Genomic DNA, 19,734 nt, shown 5'->3' with positions numbered 1-19,734 from the left:
CGATGACCACACAGACCACCACCTCCACCGCCGCCGCCGCCAAGCACGACACCACCCCCCGCGGCGCCATCAACATCCCCGAGAACATCGGCCGCGCCCTCGCCACCGGCGGCGGCGCCCTCGCCGTCATCTCCACCTTCCTCGCCTGGACCTGGACCGCCGCATTCCCCGGCAACCTCACCGTCTACGGCTACCCCGGCGGCCTCCAGGTCCTCGTCCTCATCGGCGGCGCCCTCACCACCCTCTTCGGCCTCGCCTCCTACGGCATCAAGGGCCTGGGCTGGCTCACCCCCGCCGGCTCCGACAGCGCCATCAAGCTCGCCGCACTCGGCACCTTCGTCACCGCCTGGTACACGATCCTCGCGATCAGCATCCAGCTCGGCGGCCTCGTCAACCTCGAACCCGGCGGCTACATCGTCGCCGTCGCCACCCTCGTCGCCCTCCTCGGCGCACTCGCCCTGCCGTTCGAACGACCGGTACCCGAGATCGCCGACCCCGAGGACACCCCCTGGGAAGAGTTCCTCCTCGCCGGACGCAACTCACGCTCCCTCGTCAAGGCCTGCTTCGCCAGCGGCACCGCGACCCCGGCCCGCACAATCCCCGCCTACGCCGAGATCCTCGTCATCGTCGCGGCCATGGCCCTCGGCCTGACCGTCTTCACCTACGGCATCGGCACCGAGTACGACGAGCTCTTCGTCGGCTTCCTCATCACCGCCGGCTTCGGCTTCGCCGCACTCGCCAAGGCAGGCCTCGTCGGCCGCGTCTCCGCCATCACCGGCAAGCACCGCAACGTCACCATGATCGGCGCCTTCGTCGCAGCCGCCGCGTTCCCCTTCACCCAGACCGACGACCAGTACGCGACCATCGGCGTCTACATCCTGATCTTCGCCACCGTCGCCCTCGGCCTCAACATCGTCGTCGGCCTCGCCGGCCTCCTCGACCTCGGATACGTCGCCTTCCTCGGCGTCGGCGCCTACACCGCGGCCATGGTCTCCGGCTCCCCCTCCTCCCCCTTCGACATCCACCTGCCGTTCTGGGCCTCCGCCATCCTCGGCGCCGTCGTCGCCATGATCTTCGGCGTCATCATCGGCGCCCCCACCCTCCGACTGCGCGGCGACTACCTCGCCATCGTCACCCTCGGATTCGGTGAGATCTTCCGCATCTCCGTCCTCAACATGGACGGCACCTCCGGCCCCGACATCACCAACGGCTCCAACGGCATCTCGTCGATCCCGAACCTCAACATCTTCGGATTCGACTTCGGCCAGGAACACACCATCGCCGGATTCACCATCGCGCGATTCGCCAACTACTTCTTCCTGATGCTCCTCATCACGCTCGTCGTCGTGGTGGTCTTCCGACGCAGCAGCGACTCCCGCATCGGCCGCGCCTGGATCGCCATCCGCGAGGACGAGACAGCCGCACTCGCCATGGGCATCAACGGCTTCCGCGTCAAACTCATCGCGTTCGCACTGGGTGCCGCGCTCGCCGGCCTCGCCGGCACGGTTCAGGCCCACGTGACGTACACGGTCACCCCCGAGCAGTACCAGTTCGCCCACGTGGTCCCGCCCAACTCGGCGTTCCTCCTGGCAGCGGTCGTCCTCGGCGGCATGGGCACCATCAGCGGCCCCCTCGTCGGCGCCGCACTGCTCTACCTCATCCCCGCCAAGCTCCAGTTCCTCGGCGACTACCAGCTCTTCGCATTCGGCATGGCACTCGTGATCCTCATGCGCTTCCGCCCCGAGGGCCTCATCCCCAACCGGCGCCGCCAGCTCGAATTCCACGAAGAAGCCGAAGCACCCACAGTCCTCAGCAAGGCAGGGGCCTGACCCATGACCACCGACACCACCACCAAGGGCACCACCGCCACCGGTGAGACCGTGCTCGACGCCCGCGGCGTCACCATGCGCTTCGGTGGCCTCACCGCCGTACGCAACGTCAACCTCACCGTCAACAGCGGCGAGATCGTCGGTCTCATCGGCCCCAACGGCGCCGGCAAGACGACCTTCTTCAACTGCCTCACCGGCCTCTACATCCCCACCGAAGGCGAAGTCCGCTACAAGGACCAGGTCCTCCCACCCAAGTCCTTCAAGGTCACCGCCGCCGGCATCGCGCGTACGTTCCAGAACATCCGACTGTTCGCCAACATGACAGTCCTGGAAAACGTGCTGGTGGGACGCCACACGAGGACCAAGGAGGGCCTGTGGTCCGCGCTGCTGCGCGGACCGGGCTTCCACAAGGCCGAGGCAGCCTCCCGCGAACGGGCCATGGAACTCCTGGAGTTCGTCGGCCTCGACGCCAAAGCCGAACACCTGGCGCGGAATCTGCCCTACGGCGAACAGCGCAAGCTGGAGATCGCACGAGCGCTGGCGAGCGAGCCCGGCCTGCTCCTGCTCGACGAGCCCACGGCAGGCATGAACCCCCAGGAGACACGAGCCACCGAGGAACTCGTCTTCGCCATCCGCGACAAGGGCATCGCCGTCCTCGTCATCGAGCACGACATGCGGTTCATCTTCAACCTCTGCGACCGCGTCGCCGTCCTCGTCCAGGGCGAAAAACTCGTCGAAGGCGACAGCGCCACCGTCCAGGGCGACGAACGCGTCGTCGCCGCCTACCTCGGCGAACCCTTCGAAGACGCACCCGGCAAGGAGGAGATCGCGGAGGTCGAAGCCGCCGAAGCCAACGCCGACGCCCCCACCGACGCCGCGCCCGGCAAGGAGAACGACCGATGACCGCACTGCTCGAAGTCGAAGACCTCCGGGTCGCCTACGGCAAGATCGAAGCCGTCAAAGGCATCTCCTTCAAGGTCAACGCCGGCGAAGTCGTCACCCTCATCGGCACCAACGGCGCCGGCAAGACCACAACCCTGCGCACCCTGTCGGGCCTCCTGAAGGCCGCCGGCGGCCAGATCAAGTTCAACGGCAAGTCGCTCAAGAAGATCCCCGCGCACAACATCGTCTCGCTCGGACTCGCCCACTCCCCCGAGGGGCGGCACATCTTCCCGCGCATGACCATCGAGGACAACCTCCGCCTCGGCGCCTTCCTGCGCAGCGACAAGCCCGGCATCGAGAAGGACATCCAGCGCGCCTACGACCTCTTCCCCATCCTGGGAGAGCGCCGCAAGCAGGCCGCGGGAACCCTCTCGGGTGGTGAGCAGCAGATGCTGGCCATGGGCCGCGCGCTCATGTCCCAGCCGAAGCTCCTCATGCTCGACGAGCCCTCCATGGGCCTCTCCCCGATCATGATGCAGAAGATCATGGCCACCATCGCCGAACTGAAGTCCCAGGGCACCACCATCCTGCTCGTCGAGCAGAACGCCCAGGCCGCCCTGTCGCTCGCCGACCAGGGCCACGTCATGGAAATCGGCAAGATCGTCCTGTCCGGCACGGGCTCCGACCTGCTGGTCGACGAGTCGGTCCGCAAGGCGTACCTCGGCGAGGACTAGCCTCCGGCCCACATACGACGAGGCCCGCACCCCCTACTGGGGGTGCGGGCCTCGTCGTATGTACACGTACGCGGGCGGGTCAGCCCTTCGCGGCCTTCTTCTCCTCGGCGTCCTGAATGACAGCCTCCGCGACCTGCTGCATCGACATACGGCGGTCCATGGAGGTCTTCTGAATCCACCGGAACGCCGCCGGCTCGGTCAGCCCGTACTCGGTCTGAAGGATCGACTTCGCCCGGTCCACCAGCTTGCGGGTCTCCAGGCGGAGGGTGAGGTCGGCGACCTCCTTCTCCAACTCCTTCAACTCCGTGAACCGAGACACCGCCATCTCGATCGCCGGCACCACATCACTCTTGCTGAACGGCTTCACGAGGTACGCCATCGCACCGGCGTCGCGAGCCCGCTCGACGAGGTCGCGCTGCGAGAACGCCGTCAGCATCAGCACGGGCGCGATCCGCTCCTCGGCGATCTTCTCGGCGGCGGAGATGCCATCCATCTTGGGCATCTTCACATCGAGGATCACGAGATCCGGCTGGTGCTCCCGGGCCAGCTCGACGGCCTGCTCGCCGTCACCGGCCTCGCCTACGACGCTGTAGCCCTCCTCTTCGAGCATCTCCTTCAGGTCGAGGCGGATCAACGCCTCGTCCTCGGCGATGACGACACGGGTCGTCAGCGGAGGCACGTGCGACTTGTCGTCGTCGGGCGCGTCTACGGGCTGGGGCGACTCGGGGGCGGTCACGGGGGCTCCTTGTTGCAGGGCAGGGGTACTGCTGACAAGAGGGTACCTAGCTGCGGTAAGGTGGGGGCACGGCGGGTGACCGCCATCCTTCGTTTTAGAGGAAGCCCCGGTAGTCCAGCGGGAGAGACACGGTGCTCAAACCACCGACAGCGTGGGTTCGAATCCCACCCGGGGCACTTTTCCTTAGATTCCAAGGTCACCAGTAAAGCGGAGTGCCACGTTCGCGTGGATCTCCGCTTTTTGCTGCGCACGGTCGCGATCAGTTGCGCAGAGTGGCCGCATGTACGACATCAGCACACGCAAGCGAGCACTGGCGCTGGTCGCCCAAGGGCGCAGCCTCAACTCTGTGAGCAAAGAGACCGGCATCTCGCGGGCTGCAATCCGCTCCTGGCAAGTGCGCATCGAACCGCTGATGCGCTCTGGCCTCCCCTGCCCCCGCTGCCGAGATGCCCCTGGACCACCCGAGGACCCGGCCGCGTATGCCTACCTGCTGGGCCTCTACCTCGGTGACGGCTGCATCAACGCTCACCGAAGAGGCGTCTACTTCATGCGCATCGTGCTCGACACTGCATGGCCGGGCATCATCGATGCTTGCGAAGCCACGATGCGCTCTGTGCGCCCAGACAACAGTGTGTGCCGCGTCAAGAAGCAGGGTTGTGTCGCGGTCACTGGCTCCAGCAAGCGCTGGCCATGCCTCTTCCCTCAGCACGGGCCCGGCGTGAAGCACAACCGCCAGATCGTCCTCGAACCCTGGCAGCAGGAGATCGTCGACGCCCACCCCTGGGAGTTCATCCGGGGCCTCATCCACTCCGACGGCTGCCGTATCACCAACTGGACGACCCGCCTCGTCGCTGGCGAACGCAAGCGGTACGAGTACCCGCGCTACTTCTTCACCAACGTCTCCGACGACATCCGACTGCTTTACACGGACACCCTCGACAAGCTCGGTGTCGAATGGACCCAGTGCGCCCGGAACGGAAACCCGTTCAACATTTCCGTCGCCCGCAAAGCCTCAGTCGCCCTCATGGACGCCCACGTAGGCCCCAAGTACTGACCCCCACCCCCTACTTGGGACTGTCGTCCTCCCCGATGTGATGCACCCGCACCATGTTCGTCGAGCCGGCCACCCCCGGAGGTGAGCCCGCCGTGATCACCACGACGTCACCCTTCTTGCAGCGGCCGTACTTCAACAACAGCTCATCCACCTGGTCGACCATCGCGTCCGTCGAATCGACACGCGGCCCCAGGAAGGTCTCCACGCCCCACGTAAGGCTGAGTTGGGAACGGGTCCCAGCGTCGGGGGTGAAGGCCAGCAAAGGGATGGGTGAGCGGTAGCGGGAGAGGCGGCGGGCCGTGTCGCCGCTCTGGCTGAACGCGACCAGGAACTTCGCGCTCAGGAAGTCGCCGATCTCCGCGGCCGCGCGGGCGACCGCGCCGCCCTGGGTGCGGGGCTTGTTGTGTTCGGTCAGAGGGGGCAGACCCTTGGCCAGCATGTCCTCTTCCGCCGCCGCGACGATCTTCGACATCGTGCGGACCGTCTCCACCGCGTACTTGCCCACACTCGTCTCGCCCGACAGCATCACCGCGTCCGTGCCGTCGAGCACCGCGTTGGCGACGTCGCTCGCCTCCGCCCTCGTCGGGCGGGAGTTCTTGATCATCGATTCGAGCATCTGCGTGGCGACGATGACCGGCTTGGCGTTGCGCTTGGCCAGTTTGATGGCGCGCTTCTGGACGAGTGGGACCTGTTCCAACGGCATCTCCACGCCCAGGTCGCCGCGCGCGACCATGATGCCGTCGAAGGCGGCGACGATCTCGTCGATGTTCTCCACCGCTTGCGGCTTCTCCACCTTGGCGATGACGGGCAGTCGGCGCCCCTCCTCGCCCATGATCCGGTGGACGTCCTCGATGTCCCGGCCGGACCGGACGAACGACAACGCGATGACGTCGAAGCCCGTGCGCAGGGCCCAGCGGAGGTCCTCTTCGTCCTTCTCCGACAGCGCCGGCACGGAAACGGCGACGCCCGGCAGGTTCAGGCCCTTGTTGTCGGAGATGACGCCGCCTTCGACCACCTTCGTGTGGACGCGGGGTCCGTCCACCGCCGTGACTTCCAGCGTGACCTTGCCGTCGTCGACGAGGATGCGTTCCCCGGTCGTGACATCGGCTGCCAGACCCCGGTGCGTCGTGCCGCACACTTCGCCGTTGCCCTCGACGCCGGCCTCCACGCTGATGGTGAAGGTGTCGTCGCGTTCAAGGAGTACGGGGCCTTCGAGGAATCGGCCGAGGCGGATCTTCGGGCCTTGAAGGTCGGCCAGTATGCCGACGCTGCGTCCGGTTTCGTCGGCGGCCTTGCGGACGTGGTGGTAGCGCTCCTCGTGTTCGGCGTGGTCGCCGTGGCTGAGGTTGAAGCGGGCGATGTCCATTCCGGCTTCGACCAGGGCTTTGATCTGGTCGTACGAGTCGGTGGCGGGCCCGAGGGTGCAGACGATCTTTGCTCGGCGCATGTTTCGAGCCTATGGCTTACCCGCTGGTAGGGGTTTGGTGGTGCGTGACCACTCAACGGCCTTTTGGTGAAGGGTAGTTGACAAGTATTGAAGTGTGCGCGCAGGTGCTCCGATGAGCGTATCGGAGCACCGTGCGGTGGTGGGTCGGTGGTGGGTCAGAGTTGGGGCGGGAGCATGGTGAAGCGGGCGTTGACCTGGGCGTAGACGCGTTGGCGTTGGGGTTCGAGGTCGAGGGGGGCGGGGGTGTCCTCGACGGCGGCCATGGTGCGTGCGCGGCCTGCGGGGGCGGCGGCATAGCGGGATCGGTTGTTGTCCTCGGCGCCGATGTCGGCGAGTTCGACGAGGGCGGCCAGGGTGGTGCCCAGCGCCTCCGCGTACTCCCTCGCCCGCTGTACGGCTTCGCGTACCGCCTGCTGCCGTGCCCGCTTGTGGGCGGGTGAGTCGGGGCGGAGGGACCACCAGGGGCCGTCGACTCGGGTGAGGTCGAGGTCGGCGAGGCGGGTGGTGAGTTCGCCGAGGGCGGTGAAGTCGGTGAGTTCGGCGGTGATGTGGACGCGGCCGTGGTAGGCGTGGATGCGTTCGCCGCGGCTTTTGTCCTTGAGTTGGGGGGTGATGGAGAAGGCACCGGTTTCGAGGCGTTCGACTGCTTCGCCGTAGGTTTTGATGAGGTCGAGGACGGTGGTGTTGCGGCGGGTGAGGTCGTCCAGTGCTGCCCGGCGGTCTTTGCCTCGGGCGAGGACGGTGACTGCGATGCGGGCGATTTCGGGGTCGACTTCGAGGTGGGCTTCGCCGCGGACGGCGATGCGGGGTGCGTCGGGGGTGCCGTAGGGGACGGCGGGGGGTTGGGCTTCCTCTGGGCTGGTGGTCATACGTCCCACTCTGTCAGCAGTGGCCCGGTTAGGGATGTGGCAGGTCATCAGATCGAAACCTGGGGGGTCTGTTGCCGTTGGGAATGTACGGGTCAGAATCTACGCGCGTTAGCGCGCATGCTTTCTCTATCTACGCGCGTTGAGATCCATTTCCCCAAGGAGTGCCCCGATATGCCCTTGAACCGCCGGAAGTTTCTGAAGAAGTCCGCTGTGACCGGTGCGGGGGTGGCCATCGCCGGTGCGGCGGTGGCGCCGAGTGCGCAGGCCGTGGAGGTGAAGGGTGGCGGGAAGAAGGCTCCGAAGCGGTACAAGTTCACCGTGATGGGGACGACGGACCTGCACGGCAATGTCTTCAACTGGGACTACTTCACGGACAAGGAGTTCGACGACAGGGCGCACAACGACGTCGGTCTGGCGAAGATCTCGACGCTGGTGAACCAGGTCCGTAAGGAGAAGGGTCGCCGGAACACGCTGCTGATCGACGCGGGCGACACGATCCAGGGCACGCAGTTGTCGTACTACTACGCGAAGGTCGACCCGATCACGGCCAAGGGTGGTCCGGTGCACCCGATGGCGCAGGCGATGAACGCGATCGACTATGACGCGGCGGCGCTGGGCAATCACGAGTTCAACTACGGCATTCCGGTGCTGCGGAAGTTCCAGGAGCAGTGCCGTTTCCCGCTGCTGGGTGCGAACGCGCTGGATGCGAAGACGCTGCGTCCGGCTTTCCCGCCGTACAGCATGCACCGGCTGCGTACGCCGCACGGTCGTGATGTGAAGGTGGCGGTGCTGGGGCTGACGAACCCGGGTATCGCGATCTGGGACAAGGCGAATGTGCAGGGGAAGATGACGTTCCCGGGGTTGGAGGAGCAGGCGGCGAAGTGGGTGCCGAAGCTGCGGTCGATGGGTGCGGATGTCGTGATCGTGTCGGCGCACAGTGGTTCGTCGGGGACGTCGTCGTACGGTGATCAGTTGCCGTACATCGAGAACGCGGCGGGGTTGGTGGCCGAGCAGGTTCCCGGTATCGACGCGATTCTGGTGGGGCACGCGCACACGGAGATTCCGGAGTACTTCGTCACCAACAAGGAGACGGGCAAGCAGGTTGTGCTGTCCGAGCCGCTCAAGTGGGGGCAGCGGTTGACGCTGTTCGACTTCGAGATGGTGTGGAGCAAGGGCTGCTGGAAGGTCGAGAAGGTGGCGGCGCAGGTTCTCAACTCCAACACGGTGGAGGAGGACCCGGAGATCGTGAAGATGCTCGGTGACGAGCACGAGAAGGTCGTGGCGTACGTCAACCAGGTGATCGGTACGAACGCCGCGGAGATGACGTCGGTGGAGGGGCCGTACAAGGACGTTCCGATCATCGACCTGATCAACCACATCCAGGCCGACACGGTGAAGCAGGCCCTCTCCTCCACGGAGTACGCGTCGCTGCCGGTGCTGTCGCAGGCGGCGGCGTTCTCGCGGAGTGCGGTGATTCCGGCGGGGAACGTCACCATTCGGGATGTGGCCGGTCTGTATGTCTTCGAGAACACGCTGGAGGCGCGTCTGATGACGGGTGCGCAGATGAAGGCGTATCTGGAGTATTCGGCGAACTACTTCGTGCAGACGGCGGCGGACGCGGTGATCGATCCGGCGAAGCTGACGAACGCGAACGGTACGCCGGACTACAACTACGACGCGGTGAGCGGTCTGACGTACGAGATCGACATCGCGAAGCCGGTCGGGTCGCGGGTGACGAATGTGCGGTTCGAGGGTGCGCCGCTGGCGGACGACAAGCAGTTCGTGTTCGCGGTGAACAACTACCGGGCCAACGGCGGCGGTAACTTCCCGCATGTCGCCGCGGCCCAGCTGTTGTGGTCGAACTCGGACGAGATCCGTAACACGATGATCGCCTGGGTGAAGGCGAAGGGGTCGATCGATCCGGCGGCGTTCGCGTCGGTGGACTGGAAGTTGACGCGGAACGGTACGCCGGTCTTCTAGTCGCTCATAGAGCCAGCAGGCTCAGGTCTACGGCGTCGGCGATGGCTTTCGCGCCGGCGTCGTTGACGTGGAGGCCGTCGCCGCTGTTGTAGTCGTCGCGGATTCTGGTGGGTTGGTCGGGGTCCGCGACGGCGGCGGCGATGTCGATGATGGCGTCGAAGGGGTGGTCGGTGCCGAGGAGCCAGGTGTTGACCTCGGCGCGTATGGCTTGGCCTTCCTCGGTGTCGTAGCCGGGGTAGACGGTGCCGGCGTAGGGGCCGATGGTGGAGCCGATGACGGTGAGTCCGGCGGTGTGGAGGCGGTCGGCGAGGGTGGTCAGGCCGGTGATGAGGTCGGCGGCGGTGGGGAGTTTGCCGGGTTCGGGGAAGGCGATGGCGCCGGGCAGGCCGAGGTCGTTGAGGCCGGTGTGGATGATGACGTGGCTGGCGCCGGGGATGTCGAGGACGTCGCGTTCGATGCGGGAGAGCAGGTGGGCGCCGATCTCGTCGGTGAGGAGTCGGTTGCCGGAGATGCCGGGGGCGACGATCCAGCCGCTGGTGAGGCGGCGGTCGAGTTGGGCGGGGAAGCTGCTGCCGGTGCCGGGGGTGGTGGCCATGCCTTCGATCCAGGAGTCTCCGAAGGCGACGGCGATGCGGGTGTCGGCGGGGGCGAGGACGTCGATGCCGGTGATGAAGTGTCCGGTGATCAGTTCCTCTGATTCGTCGAGGGTTTCGGCGGTGAGCTGGTTGCCGGGGACGGTGTGGCCGATGTCGTACGGGGTGGCGGAGTACGTGGTGAGGCCGGTGTCGCCGGGGAGGTAGAGGCTGAGGGTGAGTTCCTCGCCTGCGGTGACGGTGCCTTCGACGGGGTCGCTGACGATGTCGGCGCCGACCGGGATGGTGACGGTTTCGGCGCCGTTGAAGAGCAAGGTGGTGTCGGTTTCGGGGTCGATTCCGCTGCCTTCGGTGCGGCAGGCGAGGTGGGCGCCGCCGATGTCGAGGGGGGCTTTGCCGTAGCGGTTGCCGAGCCGGACGCGGAGGGCGTCGCCGCTGCCGGCGGGGCGCAGGGGCTGTCGTACGGTCTGGTCGGTGAAGCTTCGGACCTCGAAGAGTTTGAAGGCTTCGTGGGGGTCGATCACGGCGGAGCGGTGAGCGGGGATCCAGGTGGTGCCTGCGGTGCCTGCGCGGGTGCTGGTCATGGCCGAAAGGTAGGCACTTTTTTCACAGCCGTCATCACTCCTGCCGCGCTTCTTTGCTCTTCGATTACCTGGCGCGGGTGGGCTGTGGTGGGAGGCCGAAGGTGGTGAAGGCGGTGCGGGTGGGGAGCGGGTAGGGCTCCTTGCCGGTGAGGGTGTTGAGGATGGTGGCGCTGCGCCAGGCGGTGAGGCCGAGGTCGGGGGTGCCGACGCCGTGGGTGTGGAGGTCGGCGTTCTGGACGTAGACGTGGCAGCCGGCGGCGGTGACCGAGGGGTCGAGGATCATGCGGAACCGTTCGTCGATGCGGGGGCGTTCGCGGTTGTCGCGGCGGATGTAGGGGTCGAGTCCGGCGAGGATGCGGTCGAGGGGGCGTTCGCGGTAGCCGGTGGCGAGGACGACGGCGTCGGTGGTGAGGCGGGAGCGGGTGCCCTGCTGGAGGTGTTCGAGGTGGAGTTCGATCTTGGTGGTGGCCAGGCGGCCCGCGGTGCGGACGAGGACGCCGGGGGTGAGGACGGTGTCGGGCCAGCCGCCGTCCTGGGTGCGGCGGTAGAGCTCGTCGTGGATGGCGGCGATGGTGGGGGCGCCGATGCCCTTGTGGAGCTGCCACTGGGCGGTGACGAGCTTGTCCCGGGTGGGCTCGGCGAGGGCATGGAAGTAGTGGGTGTAGTCGGGTGTGAAGTGCTCCAGGCCCAGCTTGGAGTACTCCATGGGCGCGAACGCCTCCGTACGGCCCAGCCAGTGCAGCTGCTCGTGTCCGGTGAGCCGGTGGCGCAGCAGGTCGAGGAAGACTTCGGCGCCGGACTGTCCGACGCCGATGACGGTGACGTGTCCGGCGGTGAGGAGGCGGTCGCGTTCGTGGAGGTAGTCGGCGGCGTGGATGACGGGTACGCCGGGTGCCTCGGCGAGTGGTTTGAGGGGTTCGGGTACGTACGGTTCGGTGCCGACGCCGAGGACGACGTTCCGCGCGTATGTACGACCGAGCAGCTCGCCCTCTTCCCCTTCGGTGTCGGGTCGGGTGAAGTCGACTTCGAACAGGTCGCGTTCGGGGTTCCAGCGCACGGAGTCGACCCGGTGGCCGAAGCGCAGCCCGGGCAGGCTCTCGCTGACCCAGCGGCAGTAGGCGTCGTACTCGGTGCGCTGGATGTGGAAGCGCTCGGCGAAGTAGAACGGGAAGAGCCGGTCGCGGGTGCGGAGGTAGTTGAGGAACGACCAGGGGCTGACCGGGTCGGCGAGTGTCACCAGGTCGGCCAGGAACGGCACCTGGACCGTGGCGCCCTCGATGAGCAGGCCGGGGTGCCAGTCGAAGCCGGGGCGTTGCTCGTAGAAGACCGTGTCGAGTTCGGCGAGCGGGTGGGCGAGGGCGGCGAGGGAGAGGTTGGCGGGCCCGATGCCGATGCCGACGAGGTCGCGGGGGGCTTCGGGCGCCTGGCCCGGGGGCGTGCTCATGGAGGAGGGTGTTTCTTTCTACGAGTGCTGCGTGCGGGTGCGGTCTGCGCGGCGCTGTCTACGGGTGCGGGTGCTGCGCGAGTTCTACGAGTTTCAGCAGGGCGGTGAGGTCGGCCGGTCGGGTGTGGGGGTTGAGGAGGGTGGCCTTGAGCCAGCGGCGGCCGTCGAGGGCGGCGCGGCCTATGACGGCCCGGCCGTCGTGGAGGAGTTTTCGGCGTACGGCGGCGACGGCGTCGTTGGAGGCCCCGGCCGGCCGGAACAGGACCGTGCTGAGGGTGGGCCGGTCGTAGAGCTCGAAGCCGGGGTGTGTCTCGATGAGGGCGGCGAACTCCTGGGCGAGGTCGCAGACTTGGTCGACGAGCGCGCCGAGTCCCGTTCGGCCCAGGGTTTTCAGGGTGGCGGCGATTTTGAGGATGTCGGGGCGGCGGGTCGTTCGCAGTGAGCGGCCGAGGAGGTCGGGCAGGCCGGCTTCGGTGTCGTCGTCGGCGTTGAGGTAGTCGGCCTGGTGCCGCAGCGCGGCGAGGTCGGCTCGGTCGCGTACGGCGATGAGGCCTGCGGCGACGGGTTGCCAGCCGAGTTTGTGCAGGTCGAGGGTGATGGTGTGGGCGCGGGTCAGGCCTTCGAGCTTGGCACGGTGCCGGTCGCTGAAGAGGAGGCCTCCGCCGTACGCGGCGTCGATGTGGAGCCGGGCGCCGTGGGTCTCGCACAGGTCGGCGATCTCGGGGAGCGGGTCGATGAGACCGGCGTCGGTCGTACCGGCGGTGGCGGCGACCAGGAGGGGCCCTTGCAGCCGGGTGAGCGCGTCGTCCAGGGCGGCGGGGTCGAGGGTGCCCGCCGGGGTGGGGATGGTGACGGGTTCGGGCAGCCCGAGCAGCCAGGCGGCGCGCGGTAGGGAGTGATGGGCGTTGACCCCGCAGACCAGCCGCGTCGCTCCGTGGCCCCCTTGTGCCTCTCGTTGTGCCTCTCGGGCCAGGAGGAGCGCGAGTTGGTTGGACTCGGTGCCGCCGGTGGTGACCAGGGCGTCGGCGGCGTGCACCTCGGTGGCCAGGGCCCGCGTCACCAGGGCTTCGAGAGCGGTGGCGGCCGGGGCCTGGTCCCAGGAGTCGAGCGAGGGGTTCAGCGCGGACGCGGCGAGGTCGGCGGCGGTGGCGACGGCCAGGGGCGGGGTGTGGAGGTGGGCCGCGCAGAGGGGGTCGGCGGGGTCGGCGGTGCCGGCCGCGAGGGCGCGGACCAGCCGGTGGAGGGCGTCCGGGTCACCTTCGGCAGGCAGCACCTCACCAAGCGCGTCCCGCACCATCGCCGCGACCGCCTCCGGGCCCCCGGCGGGAAGGGGCCCGCCCCGCCCGTCCGCCCCTTCGCGCAAGGCGTCGAGCACCGTATCGAGCAACGGGCGGAGCGCGCCTGGACCTTGGGGGCCTGAGGCGAGGGGCGGGATGGGCATGGACTCCTCCGGAGCACGGGGAGTCCCATCTTGTACGCCAATCGGGTGCTGAGCCCGAAAAGGCCGTTCATTACAACCAAAAGAGGGTACGAGAGGACGCCGCTCAACGGCAGCGGGCCTCGAGGGGCGCGGGGCTGTGTCAATTTGCGGCTCCGCCGCGTGGGCGCGACCAGCCACATACGGCCTTCAGCCCGCAGACGCCCCTGGCCCCAACGGCGCACCCCGCAAACGTCTACCCTTCCCGCACCTTCAATGCCCGCCCCAGATCATCCAGTTGATCCACCAACTTGCGCCGCAGAGCCGGAATCGGCTCGGCCTCCCTCAGGCACCGCTCCCCCAAACGAAGCGTCTCGGCGTCCACCGCATACACCGGGAACGCCCACCGCCCAGCGGCATCCGCAATCGCCGGCCCTCGCCTAGCGGCGAGTGACACCGCGTCGGTCCAGTAGCGCTCCACGTATTCCTGGAGGATGTCCGCTTGTTCCGGCTGCCAGAAGCCCTGGGCCGTGGCGGTGAAGAGGTAGTTGGAGAGGTCGTCGGAGGCGAACATGGCCTCCCAGGCGGCGCGCTTGGCCTCCGGGTCGGGCAGGGCGGCCCGGCAGCGGGCGGCGCCCTCCTGGCCGGTTGCGCTCGGGTCCCGCTCCAGTTCCTCGGCGATCGCGGCGGCGTCGACCGCGCCGAGGACGGCGAGGCGGCCGAGGAGGCGCCAGCGCAGTTCGGGGTCGAGTTCGGGGCCGCCGGGAACCGTGCCGTCGGCGAGCCAGGCGGCGATGGTGTCGGGGTGGGCGGCGACGTCGATGTGGTGGCGTACGGCGGTCAGGCGCAGGCCGGGGTTGTCGCCGTCCTCGGTGCGGCGGATGAGGTCGCGGCACAGGGCGGTGAGGGTGGCGAGCCCGGCGGGGCGCTGGGTGGGGGTGAGGAAGCGGTCGGTGACCTGGGTGGTGGCGAAGGCGAGGACGCCTTGGACGATGGCGAGGTCGGTTTCGCGTGGGAGGTGGGTGCGGGCGGCTTCCAGGTAGGCGGTGGGCGGGAGTTCGGCGTCGCGTACGGCGTCGCGCAGGGCGTTCCAGACGACGGCGCGGGTGAGGGGGTCGGGGAGTCCGGAGAGGCCGGCGGTGAGGGTGGTGAAGGAGTCGGGGTCGAAGCGGACCTTGGCGTAGGTGAGGTCGCCGTCGTTGAGGAGGAGCAGGGCGGGGCGTTTGCCGATGGGCTGTTCGGTGGTCTGGGGGATGTCGAGTTCGATGCGGTCGCGGAGGGTGAGGTGGCCCTGTTCGTCGCCGAGGTCCTGGTCGTAGAGGCCGACGGCGATGCGGTGGGGGCGGCTGCCGGCGTGGTCGATGGTGAGGGTGTAGGTGCTGTCGGCGCCGCGGGTGACCTTGGGGGTGAAGGTGTCGACGCCGGTGGTGCGCAGCCAGGCGTCGGCCCAGGCGTGGACGTCGCGTTCGGTGGCGCCGGCGAGGTTGTCGATGAAGTCGGCGAGGGTGGCGTTGCCGAAGCGGTGGCGGGTGAAGTGGGCGTTGATGCCGGCGAGGAAGTCCTTTTCGCCGAGCCAGGCGACGAGTTGGCGTAGGGCGGAGGCGCCCTTGGCGTAGGAGATGCCGTCGAAGTTGAGGAGGGCGGCGGCGGTGTCGTCGACGGCTTCGGGGGCGACGGGGTGGGTGGAGGGGCGCTGGTCGGCGTCGTATCCCCAGGCTTTGCGGGCGATGCCGAAGTCGACCCAGGTGTTGGTGAAGCGGGTGGCTTCGGTGAGGGTCTGGTAGCCCATGTACTCGGCGAAGGACTCGTTGAGCCAGATGTCGTCCCACCAGCGCAGGGTGACGAGGTCGCCGAACCACATGTGGGCCATTTCGTGGGCGATGACCATGGCGCGGGTCTGGCGTTCGGTTTCGGTGACGGCGGAGCGGTAGACGAATTCGTCTCGGAAGGTGACGAGTCCGGGGTTCTCCATGGCGCCGGCGTTGAACTCGGGGACGAAGGCCTGGTCGTAGGAGTCGAAGGGGTACGGCTCCTCGAACTTCTCGTGGTAGCGGTCGAAGCAGGCGCGGGTGACGTCGAGGATCTCGTCGGCGTCGGTGTCCAGGTGGGGGGCCAGTGAGCGGCGGCAGTGGATGCCGAAGGGCAGGCCGCGGTGTTCGGTGCGTACGGAGTGCCAGGGGCCGGCGGCGACGGCGACGAGGTAGGTGGAGATCAGCGGGGTGGTGGCGGCGTGCCAGCTGCCGTCGTCGTGCTGTTCGGTGATGCCGTTGGCGAGGACGGTCCAGCCTTCGGGGGCGGTGACGGTGAGGTCGAAGACGGCCTTGAGGTCGGGCTGGTCGAAGGCGGTGAAGACGCGTTGGACGTCGTCGAGGAACAGGTTGGAGTAGACGTATGTCTCGCCGTCTGCGGGGTCGGTGAAGCGGTGCATGCCCTCGCCGGTGCGGGAGTAGCGCATGGCGGCGTCGACGCGCAGTTCGTGGCTGCCCGCGGTGAGGCCCTTGAGGGGCAGCCGGTTGCCGTCGAGGGTGCTCGGGTCGAGGGGCTCTCCGTCGAGGGTGACGGAGAGCAGTTCGGCGGGCTTGAGCTCGACGAAGGTGTCCGTGGCCTTTTTCTTCCCCCGTACGGTGAAGTGGATGACGGTACGGGAGTCGAAGGTCTCGTCGCCGCGCGTGAGGTCGAGGGTGATCTCGTAGCGGTGGACGTCGAGGAGCTTGGCACGGGTCTGCGCTTCGTCGCGCGTCAGTACGGACATGGGGGACATGCTGCCTGATGCCCTTGGCACGGGACAGGGGCGGGCCGGGTAGGCGACCTATGTCCGGTCGTGTGTGGCCTGCGCCCGGTCGCGTGCGGCCTGCGCCAGGTCGTATGCGGTGTGTGCCCGGTCCTTGGTGTCGGTGGCTTCGCCGGTCTTGTGGTGTCTATCGGTCCCGTAGCCACTCACTGCGTGGGGTCGTTGTCTGACAAAGAGTGTTCACGCAGGACGCGGCCTGTGGAGGGCGCGATGTCACTCCCCTGTGCCGCCGTTCAGTGCGTCGTCCGCGATGCGTTCGTGGTGCCGGATGACCTCGGCGATGATGAAGTTCAGCAGCTTCTCGGCGAACGCCGGGTCCAGCTTGGCACTTTCGGCGAGTCCGCGCAGCCGGTTGATCTGCTGCGCCTCGCGGGCCGGGTCGGCGGGGGGCAGCTGGTGCGCGGCCTTGAGGTGGCCGACCCGCTGGGTGCACTTGAAGCGCTCGGCGAGCATGTGGACGACGGCGGCGTCGATGTTGTCGATGCTGTCCCGCAGGCGCGTGAGCTCCTCGCGCACGTCCGCGTCGACCTCTTTGGCCGGCGTCCCGCTGTTCGCCTCGTTGGTGTTGCTGGTGGTCATGGTCGTCACCCTACGGGGCGGCCGTGGCCGGGGCGCGAGGCGTATGGCTCCGGCCGCTGTCGCTGCGGGCGGGCGAGCATCCGTTCGCACCGGTGTGGAGCGTCCGTACCGGCTTAGAGTGGAACGTATCGAGACGTCTCTGGGGGTGCGGACGTGGCGAACGGCGGACCGGTCGAGCACGGCTACCCGCACCTGGACCTCGTGCGGGAGTCGATCACCGCGCTGTACAAGCGGCTCTCGTACGACACGATCCACACCTTCGACACCAGCGTGGCCCCCGTCGACGTGGCGTTCTGCGACACCGACGATCTTTATCTCGGTGCCCAGCGGGTGGCCCGCGAGCTGGTCCGGCACTATCGGCTACCGGATGCTCGGATGGTCATCAGCTTCCGTGAGATGACGCACGCGGCGAGCGTCGAACTGGCCGCCGGTCCCGAGTACTTCATCGAGCTCAACGACCGCTTCCGCACCCACCGCCGGGACATCGGCGCGGCCCTCGCCCACGAGGTGATGCACGTCTATCTGCACCGGCTCGGGCTGTCGTTCTCCGGCACCCGGGAGAACGAGATCCTCACGGATACGGCGGCGACGTATCTGGGGGCGGGCTGGCTGCTGCTCGACGCGTTTCGGGAGGACGCCGCGTCGTCGCAGAAGCTCGGGTATCTGACGCCGGAGGAGTTCGGATATGTGCTGGCCAAGCGGGCGCAGGTGTTCGGGGAGGATCCTTCGGTGTGGTTCACGAGTCCGCAGGCGTATTCCGCGTATGCGGAGGGGCGGGGGCGGGCTCGGCGGGACGAGCAGCAGCCGCCGTTGACCGGGGCGGGGTGGGTGGGGCGGCGGCGGTACGCCCGGGATCGGCGCCATGCGCTTGACCTGCGGTCGGCTGGGCCGGGGGGTGGGGGGGGGGGGGGGGTGTCGTATGCGTTCACGCCGGATGGGCGGGGGCCGTTGAGGGTGTCGTTTCCTTGTCCTACCTGTCATCAGAAAATCAGGGTGCCGGTTCGGGGGCGGGTTCGGGCTCGGTGTGGGTTGTGTCGGACGGTTTTGGAGTGTGACACGTAGACGCACGAGGGGGTGGGGGTTCGGTTCGGGGCGCGGCCCCAATCCTCAGGTGCCGTACACCGGTCGTGGCTCCTTTGCCTCTGCCAGGAGTTTCAGGGCTGCCTCGCCTGCTTCTGTTGGGGTCCAGCGGGTGCCCTTGTCTGTGGTGGGGCCGGGGTGCCAGCCCTGCATGACGGTGATGCGGCCGGCCTCCGTTTCGAAGACTCGGCCGGTGACGCCGGTGCTCGCGGCTGAGCCCAGCCACACCACCAGGGGAGACACGTTCTCCGGAGCCATGGCGTCGAAGCCGACGCCGGGCGCGGCCATCGTCTCGGCAAAGGTGCTCTCCGTCATCCTGGTCCGCGCGGCGGGGGCGATGGCGTTGACCTGGATGCCGTAGCGCTGGAGTTCGGCGGCGGCGACGAGGGTCAGGGCGACTATGCCCGCCTTGGCGGCGCTGTAGTTGCCCTGGCCGACGGAGCCGAGCAGGCCGGCGCCGCTGCTGGTGTTGACGACTCGTGCCACCGGCGTCCGTCCCGCCTTGGCCTCGGCCCGCCAGTGTGCGGCGGCGTGCTTCAGCGGGAGGAAGTGGCCCTTGAGGTGGACCCGGACGACGGCGTCCCAGTCGTCCTCGTCGAGGTTGACGAGCATCCGGTCGCGCAGGAAGCCGGCGTTGTTGACGAGGGTGTCGAGGCGGCCGTACGTGTCCAGTGCGGTGCGTATCAGAGACGTGGCGCCCTCGGTGGTCGCGATGTCGCCGCCGTGGGCGATCGCCTCCCCTCCTGCCGTGCGGATCTCGTCGGCGACCCGGGCGGCCGGGCTGTCGGGGGCCGGGGCGTCGTCCGGTGTGCCGTCCAGTCCTACGCCGAGGTCGTTGACGACGACTCGGGCGCCCTCGGCGGCGTAGGCGAGCGCGTGGGCGCGTCCGAGTCCGCGCCCCGCGCCGGTGATCACGACGACGCGCCCCTCGCAGAGTCGTGGTGCGTTCACGTGGTTTCTCCTCTCTGTTTGTTGGCCGTGGCCGCGTCGAGGAAGGCCGGGCGTTCTCCGCCGCCGTGGACGTGGAGCGAGGCGCCGGTGATGTAGGCCGCCGCGTCGGAGGCGAGGAAGACGGCGGCCTCGCCCACGTCGGACGGTTCGGCGAGGCGGCCCAGGGGGACCGTGCGGGCGACTGCCGCAATGCCGTCCGCGTCGCCGTAGTGGAGGTGGGAGAGCTCCGTGCGGACCATGCCGAGGACGAGGGTGTTGACGCGTATCTCCGGGGCCCATTCCACGGCCATCGAGCGCGCGAGATGCTCCAGGCCGGCCTTGGCCGCGCCGTACGCCGCCGAGCCGGGCGACGGGCGGCTGCCGCTGACGCTGCCGATCATCACGATCGCGCCTCTGGCCCGGCGGAGGTGCTCGTACGCGGCGAGGGAGACGGTGAGCGGGGCGGTGAGGTTGAGGTCGATGACGCGGGCGTGGCGGTGGGCGTCGGCTGCGGTGAGGGGCCGGTAGGGGGTGCCTCCAGCGTTGTTGACGAGGGTGTCGAGCCGGGGCAGGTCGTCGAAGAGGCGGTGGACGGCGTCGGGGTCCCGGACGTCCACGGGTCTGAACTCGGCGCCCTTGACCGGCACTTCGGGCGGACGGCGGGCGCATACGACGACCTCGGCGCCCGCTTCGGCGAGGGCGCGGGCGATGCCGGCGCCGACGCCGCGCGTGCCGCCGGTGACGACGGCGACCTTCCCGTTGAGCCGCATCCGCTGCTACCTTCC

At 68.4% G+C, this 19,734-nt stretch carries 16 protein-coding genes and 1 tRNA gene; 7 read left to right on the top strand and 10 right to left on the bottom strand.

The annotated features are described in order from the left end of the window. Positions 1 to 2 precede the first annotated feature (2 nt). From F3T56_RS01110 to F3T56_RS01100, 3 genes are read left to right on the top strand one after another with little or no spacing between them, the layout of a single operon-like run. Positions 3 to 1,829, top strand: a complete 1,827-nt coding sequence (locus F3T56_RS01110) for a branched-chain amino acid ABC transporter permease (protein ID WP_172638752.1) — start codon at positions 3 to 5, stop codon at positions 1,827 to 1,829. A 3-nt stretch (positions 1,830 to 1,832) separates the two neighbouring features. Beyond that, positions 1,833 to 2,732, top strand: a complete 900-nt coding sequence (locus tag F3T56_RS49205; RefSeq protein ID WP_149822728.1) for an ABC transporter ATP-binding protein — start codon at positions 1,833 to 1,835, stop codon at positions 2,730 to 2,732. Then, the gene (locus F3T56_RS01100) at positions 2,729 to 3,445 is read left to right on the top strand and encodes an ABC transporter ATP-binding protein (protein ID WP_149822727.1); all 717 of its coding nucleotides are present in this window, start codon (positions 2,729 to 2,731) and stop codon (positions 3,443 to 3,445) included. Before F3T56_RS49205 ends, F3T56_RS01100 begins: the two co-directional genes overlap by 4 nt. Before the next feature lie 79 nt (positions 3,446 to 3,524). Here the strand turns inward: F3T56_RS01100 and F3T56_RS01095 are convergent, their stop codons facing one another. Next, on the bottom strand, positions 3,525 to 4,181 hold the full coding sequence (locus F3T56_RS01095; RefSeq protein ID WP_149822726.1) for an ANTAR domain-containing response regulator: 657 nt from the start codon (positions 4,179 to 4,181) through the stop codon (positions 3,525 to 3,527). Positions 4,182 to 4,284: 103 nt separating this feature from the next. On the opposite strand from F3T56_RS01095, the gene F3T56_RS01090 reads away from it, so the two are divergent. Together F3T56_RS01090 and F3T56_RS01085 are read left to right on the top strand one after the other, a co-directional pair. Next, positions 4,285 to 4,357, top strand: a tRNA-Leu gene (locus tag F3T56_RS01090). Positions 4,358 to 4,461: 104 nt separating this feature from the next. Beyond that, complete coding sequence (locus tag F3T56_RS01085; RefSeq protein ID WP_149822725.1) at positions 4,462 to 5,235, top strand: helix-turn-helix domain-containing protein; 774 nt, start codon at positions 4,462 to 4,464, stop codon at positions 5,233 to 5,235. A 10-nt stretch (positions 5,236 to 5,245) separates the two neighbouring features. Here the strand turns inward: F3T56_RS01085 and pyk are convergent, their stop codons facing one another. Together pyk and F3T56_RS01075 are read right to left on the bottom strand one after the other, a co-directional pair. Then, entirely contained in the window at positions 5,246 to 6,682 is a 1,437-nt protein-coding gene (pyk, locus tag F3T56_RS01080; RefSeq protein ID WP_149822724.1) for a pyruvate kinase, read from the bottom strand. A 155-nt stretch (positions 6,683 to 6,837) separates the two neighbouring features. Next, entirely contained in the window at positions 6,838 to 7,551 is a 714-nt protein-coding gene (locus F3T56_RS01075) for an SIMPL domain-containing protein (protein WP_149822723.1), read from the bottom strand. Positions 7,552 to 7,722: 171 nt separating this feature from the next. Here F3T56_RS01075 and F3T56_RS01070 point away from each other — a divergent pair, with 171 nt between their 5' ends. Continuing rightward, a complete protein-coding gene (locus F3T56_RS01070) occupies positions 7,723 to 9,531 on the top strand; it encodes a bifunctional metallophosphatase/5'-nucleotidase (RefSeq protein ID WP_149822722.1) in 1,809 nt (602 codons plus the stop codon). 4 nt (positions 9,532 to 9,535) lie between these two features. Here the strand turns inward: F3T56_RS01070 and F3T56_RS01065 are convergent, their stop codons facing one another. The 5 genes from F3T56_RS01065 to F3T56_RS01045 form a co-directional block, all read right to left on the bottom strand. Continuing rightward, positions 9,536 to 10,708, bottom strand: coding sequence for a GDSL-type esterase/lipase family protein (locus F3T56_RS01065; protein ID WP_149822721.1), 1,173 nt, complete (start codon positions 10,706 to 10,708; stop codon positions 9,536 to 9,538). A gap of 64 nt (positions 10,709 to 10,772) precedes the next feature. Continuing rightward, positions 10,773 to 12,152, bottom strand: a complete 1,380-nt coding sequence (locus F3T56_RS01060; RefSeq protein ID WP_149822720.1) for a lysine N(6)-hydroxylase/L-ornithine N(5)-oxygenase family protein — start codon at positions 12,150 to 12,152, stop codon at positions 10,773 to 10,775. A 58-nt stretch (positions 12,153 to 12,210) separates the two neighbouring features. Further along, on the bottom strand, positions 12,211 to 13,593 hold the full coding sequence (locus F3T56_RS01055) for a pyridoxal phosphate-dependent decarboxylase family protein (RefSeq protein WP_149822719.1): 1,383 nt from the start codon (positions 13,591 to 13,593) through the stop codon (positions 12,211 to 12,213). 232 nt (positions 13,594 to 13,825) lie between these two features. Then, positions 13,826 to 16,330 (bottom strand): aminopeptidase N, encoded by a 2,505-nt coding sequence (pepN, locus tag F3T56_RS01050; protein WP_149822718.1) that lies wholly within the window; start codon positions 16,328 to 16,330, stop codon positions 13,826 to 13,828. A gap of 243 nt (positions 16,331 to 16,573) precedes the next feature. Then, the gene (locus F3T56_RS01045) at positions 16,574 to 16,939 is read right to left on the bottom strand and encodes a chorismate mutase (RefSeq protein WP_149822717.1); all 366 of its coding nucleotides are present in this window, start codon (positions 16,937 to 16,939) and stop codon (positions 16,574 to 16,576) included. A 153-nt stretch (positions 16,940 to 17,092) separates the two neighbouring features. On the opposite strand from F3T56_RS01045, the gene F3T56_RS01040 reads away from it, so the two are divergent. After that, positions 17,093 to 18,001 carry a hypothetical protein gene (locus F3T56_RS01040; RefSeq protein ID WP_149822716.1) on the top strand — a complete coding sequence of 303 codons (909 nt, stop codon included), beginning with the start codon at positions 17,093 to 17,095 and terminating at the stop codon, positions 17,999 to 18,001. 45 nt (positions 18,002 to 18,046) lie between these two features. On the opposite strand, the gene F3T56_RS01035 is transcribed toward F3T56_RS01040, so the two are convergent. Further along, complete coding sequence (locus tag F3T56_RS01035; RefSeq protein ID WP_149822715.1) at positions 18,047 to 18,970, bottom strand: SDR family oxidoreductase; 924 nt, start codon at positions 18,968 to 18,970, stop codon at positions 18,047 to 18,049. Beyond that, positions 18,967 to 19,719, bottom strand: a complete 753-nt coding sequence (locus tag F3T56_RS01030) for an SDR family oxidoreductase (RefSeq protein WP_149822714.1) — start codon at positions 19,717 to 19,719, stop codon at positions 18,967 to 18,969. Before F3T56_RS01030 ends, F3T56_RS01035 begins: the two co-directional genes overlap by 4 nt. Between the last annotated feature and the right edge of the window lie 15 nt (positions 19,720 to 19,734).

This window comes from Streptomyces tailanensis (assembly GCF_008386495.1).
GTDB lineage: Bacteria > Actinomycetota > Actinomycetes > Streptomycetales > Streptomycetaceae > Streptomyces > Streptomyces tailanensis.
Note: the sequence above shows the minus strand (reverse complement) of the source record. Positions and strands in the feature narration are given on the sequence as shown.